The 10,320-nt window shown below is 74.8% G+C and carries 9 protein-coding genes; 3 read left to right on the top strand and 6 right to left on the bottom strand.

Annotated features, from left to right (window positions below; genetic code table 11):
* Window positions 1–148 precede the first annotated feature (148 nt).
* The 4 genes from mshC to OTB16_RS23525 form a co-directional block, all read right to left on the bottom strand.
* Window positions 149–1,378, bottom strand: coding sequence for a cysteine--1-D-myo-inosityl 2-amino-2-deoxy-alpha-D-glucopyranoside ligase (gene mshC, locus OTB16_RS23540; RefSeq protein ID WP_267722621.1), 1,230 nt, complete (start codon window positions 1,376–1,378; stop codon window positions 149–151).
* A 110-nt stretch (window positions 1,379–1,488) separates the two neighbouring features.
* Entirely contained in the window at window positions 1,489–2,430 is a 942-nt protein-coding gene (locus tag OTB16_RS23535; RefSeq protein WP_267722620.1) for an SCO1664 family protein, read from the bottom strand.
* On the bottom strand, window positions 2,394–2,984 hold the full coding sequence (locus tag OTB16_RS23530) for a DUF3090 domain-containing protein (protein ID WP_267722618.1): 591 nt from the start codon (window positions 2,982–2,984) through the stop codon (window positions 2,394–2,396). The genes OTB16_RS23535 and OTB16_RS23530 overlap by 37 nt, the downstream gene beginning before the upstream one ends.
* Window positions 2,985–3,061: 77 nt before the next feature.
* On the bottom strand, window positions 3,062–3,796 hold the full coding sequence (locus OTB16_RS23525; protein WP_267722617.1) for a histidine phosphatase family protein: 735 nt from the start codon (window positions 3,794–3,796) through the stop codon (window positions 3,062–3,064).
* A 63-nt stretch (window positions 3,797–3,859) separates the two neighbouring features.
* On the opposite strand from OTB16_RS23525, the gene OTB16_RS23520 reads away from it, so the two are divergent.
* Entirely contained in the window at window positions 3,860–4,843 is a 984-nt protein-coding gene (locus tag OTB16_RS23520) for a magnesium and cobalt transport protein CorA (protein ID WP_324290869.1), read from the top strand.
* A gap of 27 nt (window positions 4,844–4,870) precedes the next feature.
* On the opposite strand, the gene OTB16_RS23515 is transcribed toward OTB16_RS23520, so the two are convergent.
* The gene (locus tag OTB16_RS23515; RefSeq protein ID WP_267722615.1) at window positions 4,871–5,659 is read right to left on the bottom strand and encodes a ferritin-like domain-containing protein; all 789 of its coding nucleotides are present in this window, start codon (window positions 5,657–5,659) and stop codon (window positions 4,871–4,873) included.
* 240 nt (window positions 5,660–5,899) lie between these two features.
* Window positions 5,900–6,949 carry an LLM class F420-dependent oxidoreductase gene (locus OTB16_RS23510; RefSeq protein ID WP_267722614.1) on the bottom strand — a complete coding sequence of 350 codons (1,050 nt, stop codon included), beginning with the start codon at window positions 6,947–6,949 and terminating at the stop codon, window positions 5,900–5,902.
* A gap of 105 nt (window positions 6,950–7,054) precedes the next feature.
* On the opposite strand from OTB16_RS23510, the gene OTB16_RS23505 reads away from it, so the two are divergent.
* Window positions 7,055–8,038 carry an aldo/keto reductase gene (locus tag OTB16_RS23505; RefSeq protein ID WP_267722612.1) on the top strand — a complete coding sequence of 328 codons (984 nt, stop codon included), beginning with the start codon at window positions 7,055–7,057 and terminating at the stop codon, window positions 8,036–8,038.
* On the top strand, window positions 8,035–10,302 hold the full coding sequence (locus tag OTB16_RS23500) for an ATP-binding domain-containing protein (protein WP_267722611.1): 2,268 nt from the start codon (window positions 8,035–8,037) through the stop codon (window positions 10,300–10,302). Before OTB16_RS23505 ends, OTB16_RS23500 begins: the two co-directional genes overlap by 4 nt.
* The last annotated feature ends 18 nt before the right edge of the window (window positions 10,303–10,320 follow it).

Raw genomic sequence — 10,320 nt, 5'->3', positions numbered from 1 at the left:
GGGGGGGGGGGGGGGGCGGGGCGGGGGGGCCCGGCCCCCGCCGACGTGTGAGGCACGGAAGTCCGGGAGCGGTGTGGGCCCCGGGACGGTGGCCCTGGGGGCGGTGTGGCCCGGGAGCGGTGCCCCCGGGACCACGGGTCCGCGACCGCTACAGGGCCACGCCCAGCAGGGCGTCCACCGTACGGGAGACCAAGCCCGGGGCCGACTCGTCGTCGCCGCCCCCGGCCAGCTGGAGTTCCACCCAGCGGTCCACGGCGGCCAGCGCCGCCGGGGCGTCCAGGTCGGCGGAGAGGGCCGCGCGGACCTCTTCCACCAGGGCGTCCGCCGGGAGTCCGTCCGGCCGGGACACGGCCGCGCGCCAGCGCGCCAGGCGGGCCACCGCGTCCTCGAGCACCGCGTCCGTCCACTCCCAGTCGGCCCGGTAGTGGTGCGACAGGAGCGCGAGGCGGATGGCCGCCGGGTCGACGCCGGACCGCCGCAGCGCGGAGACGAAGACCAGGTTCCCGCGGGACTTCGACATCTTCTCGCCGTGCAGGGCCACCATGCCGGCGTGGACGTACGCCTTGGCCATCGGGAACTCGCCCGTCAGCACCTGCGCGTGCGAGGCGCCCATCTCGTGGTGCGGGAACACCAGGTCGGAACCGCCGCCCTGGATGTCGAAGCCCATGCCCAGGTGGTCCAGGGCGATGGCGACGCACTCGATGTGCCAGCCCGGTCGGCCGCGGCCCAGCGAGCCGCCGTCCCAGCTGGGCTCGCCCGGGCGGGCGGCCATCCACAGCATCGGGTCGAGGGGGTTCTTCTTCCCCGGCCGTTCCGGGTCGCCGCCGCGTTCGGCGGACAGCAGCCGCATCGCCTCGGCGTCGAGGTGCGAGACCCCGCCGAAGTGGGGGTCGGACTCCACGGAGAAGTAGACGTCGCCGTCCAGGTCGTACGCGGCGCCCGCGTCGCGCAGCCGCTCGACCAGCGGCACGATGCCGGGTATGGCCTCGACGGCTCCGATGTAGTGCTGCGGCGGCAGCATCCGCAGGGCGGTCATGTCCTCGCGGAAGAGCGCGGTCTCGCGCTCGGCCAGCTCGGTCCAGTCGTGGCCGTCGCGCTGGGCCCGCTCCAGGAGCGGGTCGTCCACGTCCGTGACGTTCTGGACGTAGTGGACCTGCCTCTTGGTGTCGAGCCACACGCGCTGCACGAGGTCGAACGCGTTGTAGGTCGCCGCGTGACCGATGTGGGTCGCGTCGTACGGCGTGATGCCGCAGACGTAGATTCGGGCGACGGGACCGGGGGCGAGGGTGATCGTCCCCTGGGTCGCGGTGTCGTGGATCTTGAGGTCGCGGCCCTTGCCAGGCAGGGCGGGGACCTCAGAAGCGGGCCAGGCATGCATGGCACGAGCGTAACCGGACGGATGTTCCGGAAACGAACCGGACCAGCACTGTTGTCTTGATCGACTCTCTTGCGGTCTGGCCGATTCTGTGCGTATCGATACTGGCCGGATCAGACCGGTGGCCAGGGGATCGCCGGCCACTGCCCCGATGGCTTGGGGTGGGTGCCGGTGCGCAGCAGCTGCCCCACCCTGTCCCGTACGGCGGCCAGCTCGGCCGCGGTGACGAGTTCCGCCAGCCGGGTGGCGAGCGGCGCCCCGTCGGCCAGTTCCGCGCCGAGCGAGCCGAGGACCTGGCGGGCCTCGTCCGTGAGCGGCTCCCCCGCCCACCCCCACAGGAGGGTGCGGAGCTTGTCCTCGGTGTGGAAGGTCACTCCGTGGTCGATGCCGTAGAGGCGTCCGTCGGCCGTGGGCAGCAGGTGGCCGCCCTTGCGGTCGCCGTTGTTGATCACGGCGTCGAGGACGGCCATGCGGCGCAGCCGCGGGTCGTCCGCGTGCACGAGCAGGGCGGTGCGGCCCTCGCCGACCTCGGCCAGGGCGACGGGTTTCCAGCCCTCCGCCGCCTCCTCGCCCTCGACGAGCGCGAGGAGCCCGCTGCCCGGACCGCCGTCGGCGGCCCCGCTCCCGTCCGCGCCCTCGTCGCCGCTCCCGTCCGCGCCCTCGTCGCCGCTCGCGTCCGCGTCCGCGCCCTCATCACCGCTCGCGTTCGCGTCGGCCGACTCGATCCAGCGCTGGACCATGCCCTCGCCGTACGGTCCGTCGCGCAGGACGGTCTCCGGTACCAGGCCCCACCCGGTGGCCTCGGAGACCAGGTAGGCGGCGACCTCGCGCCGGGCGAGGTTCCCGTCGGGGAAGTCCCACAGCGGCCGCTCGCCCTTGACCGGCTTGTACACGCAGTCGGCGGTGGCGCCCTCGTACGCGACCGTGCACAGCAGGACGGCGTTGGACGCCTCCCGGATGCGGCCGACGACGGTCAGCTCGCCCAGGGCGAGCAGGTCCTCGTGTTCCCCCGTGGTGCTCACGCCTGGCGCCGGTAGCCGTTCTGGCGCGGGCACACGTGCCCCTCCGGGTCCAGCGGCAGGCTGCACAACGGGCAGGGCGGGCGCCCGGCGTTGACCACGTCCAGGGCCCGCTTGGCGAAGGCCCGGGCCTGGGCGCCGCTGAGGCGGACCCGCAGCATGGGCGGGCCGTTCTCCTCGTCCTGGAGCAGCCGTTCCTCGGCCTCGGCGAGGTCCTCGTCGGAGTCGGCCTCCACCTCCACCAGGGCCTGCGCCTCGACGATCATCCGCTGCTCCTCGCCGTCCCAGGCCAGGGCCATGGTGCCGACGCGGAACTCCTCGTCGACGGGGACGTCCAGGGGCGCGGTGTCGGACGCTTCCGCGGGGGCGACGGCCGGCACCGGGGCATTGCCCCCGGTGCGCCGCACGACCTCGTCCAGCAGCTCGTCCATCCGCTCGGCCAGCGCCGCGACCTGGGTCTTCTCCAGGGAGACGCTGGTGACGCGGGGGCCGGAGGAGGCCTGCAGGAAGAACGTACGGCGTCCCGGAAGGCCGACCGTGCCGGCCACGAAGCGGTCCGGGGGGTCGTAGAGGAACACCTGACGGGGCACGTCCAGTCTCCAAGTCTCGGCGGCGGGGGCAGTCCTGCGCCCCAGTGTGGGCCCGACCACCCTACTGCGCCGTTCGATCACACGGCGCCCGCACCGCCCCCCACGACGGCGTCGTCGCCGTTGCCGCCACTGGTGCGCGCCTCCGCGGCCCCGGGCTCCTCGGCGTCGCCGGAGGCCGGGCTCGGCACGAGCGCTCCGAAGTCCCCGGTGTCCCCGAGCCGGAACACGTACGGCCGGATCGGGGTGTACCGGATCGCGGTGACCGAGCAGGGGTCGACGTGGATGCGCTGGAAGAGGTCCAGGTGCATGCCCAGGGCGTCGGCCACGAGGGACTTGATGATGTCGCCGTGCGAGCACATCAGGAAGACGGCGTCGCTCCCGTGCTCCTCCTCGATCCGCGCGTTCCAGTCCCGTACGGCGTCCACGGCGCGGGCCTGCATGGCGCGCATGGACTCGCCGCCGGGGAAGGCGACGGCGGAGGGGTGCTGCTGGACGATCTTCATCAGCGGTTCGTCGGACAGCTCGGAGAGCTTGCGGCCGGACCAGTCGCCGTAGTGGCACTCGCCGATCCGCTCGTCGGTGTGCGGCTCCAGCCCGGGCCGGGCGGCCAGCAGCGGTGCGAGCGTCTCCCGGCAGCGTTGCAGCGGGCTGGTGACGACGGCGGCGAGGGGCACCCCCGCCAGCCGCCCGGGCAGCGCGGCGGCCTGTTCGGCGCCGCGCTCGTCGAGCGCGACTCCCGGGGTCCATCCGGCGAGCAGTCCGGCGGTGTTGGCGGTGGACCGCCCGTGTCGTACGAGGATCAGCGTGGCCATGACGCCAAGGGTAAGCGGCGGCGCCGGTGTGCGGGCCGGCCGCCGGCAGGGAACAATGCCCGGGTGATTGTGGACTGCGCGATGTACCGGGACGGCCGTCGGTCCGAGGCTCCCGAAGACTTCTCCGACGCCCTCGACGAGGCGCGGGCGACCGGCGACTCCTTCCTGTGGGTCGGCATGCACGAACCGTCGGAGAAGGAGTTCGACCACGTACGCGGGGAGTTCGGGCTGCACCCGCTGGCGGTGGAGGACGCGCTGACCGCCCACCAGCGGCCGAAGCTGGAGGTGTACGACGACTCGCTGTTCGTGGTCCTCAAACCGGTGCGGTACGACGACGCCACCGACACGGTGACCGCAAGCGAGCTGATGGTGTTCATTGGCGACTGCTTCGTCGTCACCGTCCGGCACGGCGAAGGCGCCCCGCTGGCCGCCGTCCGGCACCGGCTGGAGCAGGAGCCACAGGTCCTGCGGCACGGCCCGACGGCGGTGCTGTACGCGGTGTCCGACGCCGTGGTCGACCACTACATCGAGGTGGCCGCCGAGCTGCAGGCGGACCTGGAGGAGCTGGAGGCGGAGGTCTTCGCCCCGAACGCCTCGGACACGAAGAACATCGCCGCCCGGATCTACGGGTTCAAGCGGCAGGTGCTGGAGTTCCGCCGGGCGACGAGCCCGCTGCTCCAGCCGATGGACCGGCTCGCCTTCGGGGGCGTGCCGTTCGTCCACGAGCACGCGCGGCCGTTCTTCCGGGACGTGGCCGACCACCTGACCAAGGCGAACGAGTACATCGAGGGCCTGGACCGGCTGCTGTCGGACGCGCTCTCCGCGCACCTGGCGCAGATGGGGGTCCGGCAGAACGACGACATGCGCAAGATCTCGGCGTGGGCGGCGATGGCGGCGGTGCCGACGATGGTGGCGGGGATCTACGGGATGAACTTCGACCACATGCCGGAGCTGAGGCACACCTGGGGCTATCCGGCGGTGCTCGTGCTGATGGCGGGCCTGTGCCTGGGCCTGCACCGGACGTTCAAGCGCCGCGGCTGGCTCTAGGGGGTGTCGCGGGGGTGTCGCGGGGCGCTACGCGAACTCGGGGGCGGAGGTCGGTGCGCCGCTCAGGGCGTCGCGCCGTTCGGGCATGCTCAGGCGCACCATGCGGTGCCAGCCGCTGAACCGCTCGTACGCGTGCGTCCCGCGGATCCCGGCGGCGAGCAGGGCCGCCTTCGGCGCGGGCCAGGCCAGCAGCCGGCCCATGTGGTCCATGACGGCGAGGCTCACGTCCCGGTAGACGCCGATCTCGGTGAGCGCGCTCTCGCGGAGCACCCGGTGGATGGTCCGGCCGTGGCCCGCGCGGGCCAGGCGCAGCAGTTCCTCGTGGCAGTACGCGAGGTGGTTGTCCTCGTCGTTGCTGATCATGCGGACGGCCCTGCCGATCTCGGGGTCGTCGCCGAAGCAGCGCACGAGCATGACCATCTGGTCGGCGGCGCGCTGTTCGGTGACGCGGCTGTGCGCGAGGTAGACGACGATGTCCTCCTCGGTCAGCGGCTCCTCGCGGCGGAGCTTGTCGTGGGCCAGGCCGATGCCGCGCCGCTCCAGCAGCATCGTGTAGTCGGTCTCGGGCGGGACGGGGACCGGTGGCAGGCCGCGCTTGTGGAGCAGGGCGTTGAAGATCCGCCCGTGCTTGTCCTCGTCGGCGCCGTGCCGGGTGATCTTGGGCGCGAGATCGCGCATGCCGTCGGGTACCAGGGCGGCGATGCGGGCGTTCTCCCAGCCGCCCTGGGACTCCCCGCTGGCGGCGACGGAGCAGAACAGCTGGAAGGCGTCGTCGTTGTCGACGATCTCCTGGAACAGGCTGCGGGCAGAGAGCATGTACCGAGTCAAACGCCGCTGCCCGGGACGGGCAACCGATAGGTCGCGCTGCTCGTCCGAATGAACGAACCCTGGCGTTGGGCCCCGCCGCGTAACCCCGCGGGCTCCCGGCGCGTTGTTGGCGGTGTCGGCCGTGGCGGGGAAGACCCCCCGAGCCCCCACCACGGCCGCGGACCTCTCCTCGCGTACGCCGCCCCCGCGCACCCCGTCCGACGGGACGCGGGGGCCGCGCCCGGCGGCCTATGCCAGTCCGGCGAGTTCCATGGCCTCGGTGCCGGCGCGCAGGGCGGCGAGGCGCTCCTCGCGGGTGAAGCCGGCCGGCGCGAGGGTGAGGGTGGTGACCCCGGCCTCCGCGTAGGCCCGCATCCCGTCCGCGATCCGCTCCACGGGGCCGAGCAGCGCGGTCGAGTCGATCAGCGAGTGCGGGACGGCCGCGGCCGCGCCCGTCTTGTCGCCGGCCAGGTACTTGTCCTGGATCTCCGCGGCTTCCTTCTCGTATCCCATGCGCTGGGCCAGCTGGTTGTAGAAGTTCTGCTTCCGGCTGCCCATGCCGCCGACGTACAGGGCGGTGTACGGGCGGAACACGTCGGCGAGGGCGTGCACGTCGTCGCCGAGGGCCAGCGGCACGGTCGGGCACACGTCGAAGCCGTCCATGGTGAGCCCGGCCTTCTCGCGGCCCGCCCGGATGTGGGTGAGCGCGGTGGACTCCAGGTGCTCGGCGGCGGGGAAGATCAGCAGCGCGCCGTCGGCGATCTCGCCGGTCTGCTCCAGGTTCTTCGGGCCGATGGCGGCGATGTAGAGCGGGATGTGCTCGCGCTCGGGGTGGACGGTGAGCTTGAGCGGCTTGCCCGGGCCGCCGGGCAGCGGCAGGGTCCAGTGCTCGCCCTCGTAGGAAAGGCGCTCGCGGGTCATCGCCTTGCGGACGATCTCCACGTACTCCCGGGTCCGCGCGAGCGGCTTGTCGAACTTGACGCCGTACCAGCCCTCGGAGACCTGCGGGCCCGAGACGCCGAGGCCGAGGCGGAAGCGGCCCCCGGTGAGGGAGTCGAGGGTGGCCGCCGTCATGGCCGTCATCGCGGGCTGGCGGGCCGGGATCTGGAGGATCGCCGAGCCGACGTCGATGCGCTCGGTCTGGGCGGCGACCCAGGCGAGCACGGTCGGGGCGTCGGAACCGTAGGCCTCCGCGGCCCAGCAGACGTCGTAGCCGAGCCGGTCGGCCTCCTGGGCGACGGCGAGGTTGTCGGCGTCCATGCCCGCACCCCAGTAGCCGAGATTGATGCCGAGCCGCATGTCGTCCCCTTACGCAGTACCGGTGTACCCATGAGTAACGTGGGTCTGCCGGGACTGTAGCGCGCCAGGCTCCGCCGCGGCAGTGCCCCAGTAGTCTCAGCGCTCATGGAGCAGAGGCATCTCGGCCGCACCGGACTGCGCGTTTCCCGGATCGGCCTCGGCACCCTGACCTGGGGCCGCGACACCGGCGGAGAAGCAGCCGCCGAGCAGGTGAAGACCTTCTGGGACGCGGGCGGCACCCTCGTCGACACCGCCGACGTGTACGGGGACGGGGAGGCGGAGTACATCCTCGGGCAGCTCGTCGGGGGGCTCGTCCCCCGCCGGGACCTGGTGATCGCCACGAAGGCCGGCATCGTGACCCGTCCGGACCGCCGGTTCGACGGTTCGCGGGGGCACCTCCTGGCCGCCCTCGACGCCTCCCTGGACCGGCTCGGCACCGACTACGTGGACCTGTGGCAGATCCACGCCTTCGACCCGGCGACCCCGCTGGAGGAGACCCTGCAGGCCCTGGACCTGGCCGTGAGCAGCGGCCGGGCCCGGTACGCGGGCGTGGCGGGCTTCTGCGGCTGGCAGCTCGCGAAGGCGGCGACCTGGCAGCTCGCGGCCCCGGGGACGCGGACCCGGCTCGCGTCGACCCAGATGGAGTACTCCCTCCTCCAGCGCGGCGTGGAGCGGGAGGTGCTGCCGGCCGCGCTCGACCTCGGCATCGGCCTGCTGCCCTCGTCCCCGCTGGGGCGCGGTGTCCTGACGGGCAAGTACCGCGGCGGCACGCCCGCCGACTCCCGGGGCGCGTCGCAGGCTCTGGCCGCGCTGGTGGACCCGTACCTGGACGAGGCGGCGGGCCGGATCGTGGACGCGGTGGTCACGGCCGCCCAGGGGCTCGGGGTGACCCCGCTCCAGGTGGCCCTGGCGTGGCTCCGGGACCGGCCGGGGGTGGTCGCCCCGATCGTCGGCGCGCGGACTTCGGATCAGCTCGCGGCGGCGCTGTCGGTGGAGGCGCTTAGTCTTCCGGAGGAGATCTGCCGGGCGCTGGACGACGTTTCGGCGCCCGTGCACCGCTATCCCGACCAGGACTGGAGCACGCTGTGAGCACGGACCCCGCCACGGAAACCCCCGAGGAGCCCGCCGACGGCACCGTCGGCCCGGAGGGTCCCACGGCATCCGAGCCCGCCCCGCCGGACCCCGCCGCGGCCGAGGACGCGGCCGGGGAAGCCGGCGGGGAGGACCCCGCGGCGGCGCCCGGGACCGCCGCGCAGGAGGCCGGGGAGCCCGAGGAACCCGACGCCGCCGAGGCGGCGTCGGAGGACGCGGCGCAGGAGCCGGAGGGCGCGGCGCAGGACGGTACCGACGACGCGGCGGCGGAGCCCGCGGCGGACGCGGCTCCGGTGGAAGCCGCCGCCGCGCCCGGGCTGAGCGAGGCGCAGGCCGAGCTGGCCGCGCAGAAGGTCGAGCGGGAGCGCATCGCCCGCCGCAAGGCCGAACGGGACGCGCCGGTCGAGGCCGGGGCGAAGCTCAGCGGGCGGGCCGCCGACCTGCTGGCGGCCGTGCGCGCCGTGGAGGGCGGGGCCGAGGCGCCCGCCGTGTACTTCGACGAGGCCCCCGCCGCGCCGCGGAAGGCGGCTCCCGCTCCCCCGGCGCCGCGCACGCCGGTGCCCGCGGCCGCCGCCGCGCCGTCGCCGCAGGCGTCCGCCGGGACCGTCGACGCCGTTCGGGCGGTCCTGGCCCGCGGCGGCGCTCCGGAGGACCTCGCGGCCCCGGTCGCGGCGGCCCTGGGCGACGGGGCGGCGCGGGAGCTGGCCGAGGACCCCTGGCGGCTGCTGTCGGTGCCCGCGGTGCGCCCGAGCCAGGCGGACGGCTTCGCGCGGGCCCTGCTGGGCTCCGAAGCCGGTCCCGGGGACGAGCGCCGCACCGCCGCGCTGCTGGGCTGGCTGCTGGCGCAGGCGGGCCTGAAGGGGCACACCGCTCTGGAGGCGCCGGTCCTGGAGAAGGCCTTGGCCCAGTACGGCGTCCCGGAGCCCGCCGAGGCCCTCGGCGAGGCGGTCGCCGACGGCTCGGTGCTGGTGTTCCACGAGCCGCTGGGCCCGCCGCCGGCGGAGGAGGACGCGGATCAGCCGGTACGCGTCCTCGTGGGCCTGGAGGGGGCCGCGATGGCCGAGGAGAGCCTGGCCGACGGCCTGGCCCGCGTCGCCAGCGCCCTCGACGGGCCGGCGGACTGGGAGAAGGCCGCCACCGGACCGGGGGCCGAGCTGATCCGCGCGGTCGCGGCCAACGGCGTGGTGGCCCACACGGGCGGTTCGGCGGCCCGCGCCGAACCGCTCGCCCTGCTGGCGGCCGCCCGGGAGCTGGGTCTGCGCGCCTGCCTGGCCGCGCACGCCCCCGGCGGCCCGGACTCCGTGACCGTGGCGGGGCTGCTGGCCGGGACGGAGGGGCCCGGGCGGGACGCCGACGGGCGGTTCGCGCTGGACCTGCTCGTGGTGCTGGACGCGCCGCAGCTGGACGTGGAGACGGCGGCCGCGCTGGTGGAGTCGGTCCCGGACGGGGCCCGGCTGGTGCTGTCGGGAGACACCGGGGTCCTCGGGTCCGCCGGGGCCGGGCGGGTCTTCGCCGATCTGCTGGCGGCCCGTACCTGCCCCGTGCTGGTCTCCCGCACCCCCGACCCGGGTCCGATCGGCGAGCTGGTCTCGGGGGTCGGGATCGGGGAGCTGTACCAGGTCGACGCCCCCGGCAAGGAGGTCGTCATCGTCCCCGTGCGCGACGCCGGCGAGGCCGTGCACCGCGCGGTGCAGCTGGTGGCCGAGTCCGTGCCGCGGGCCTTCGGCGTCCCGGCGGACGGCGTGCAGGTGATCACCCCCGGCCACGGCGGCTCCGCGGGGACCCGGGCGCTGAACGCCGCCCTGAAGGAGCGGCTGAACCCCGGCCCCGGCCGGTTCGGCGGCTTCGACCCCGGCGACCGGGTCGTCCACGTGCCCTCGGCCGGGCGGGCGCTGCCCGCGCGGGTGGTGTCGGCCGACGCGGAGGGGCTGCACCTGGACCGCGCGGGCGAGCCGGTGGTCGTACCGAAGGAACTGGTGGAGGCCCAGGTGCGGCACGGCTGGGCGGTGACGGCGCACCAGGCCGTCGGGGCGCGCTGGCCGGCGGTGGTCGTCGTCCTGCCCGGCGACGCGGCGGAGTCCCTCTCGCGGGACTGGGTGTACACGGCGTTCGGGCGCGCGGAGCGGCACCTGTCGGTGGTGCACGGCGTGGACCAGGCACTGCCGCGGGCGGTGGCGGAGGTCCTCCCGAAGCCGCGTACGACCCGGCTGACGGGCCTGCTGACCGCGCTGGCGGCCTCGGCGCGGGAGCAGCCGCAATAGCAGGACGGCGACGCGCAC

The organism is Streptomyces antarcticus, assembly GCF_026627255.1.
In the GTDB taxonomy this organism is placed as follows: Bacteria; Actinomycetota; Actinomycetes; order Streptomycetales; family Streptomycetaceae; genus Streptomyces; species Streptomyces antarcticus.
Note: the sequence above shows the minus strand (reverse complement) of the source record. Positions and strands in the feature narration are given on the sequence as shown.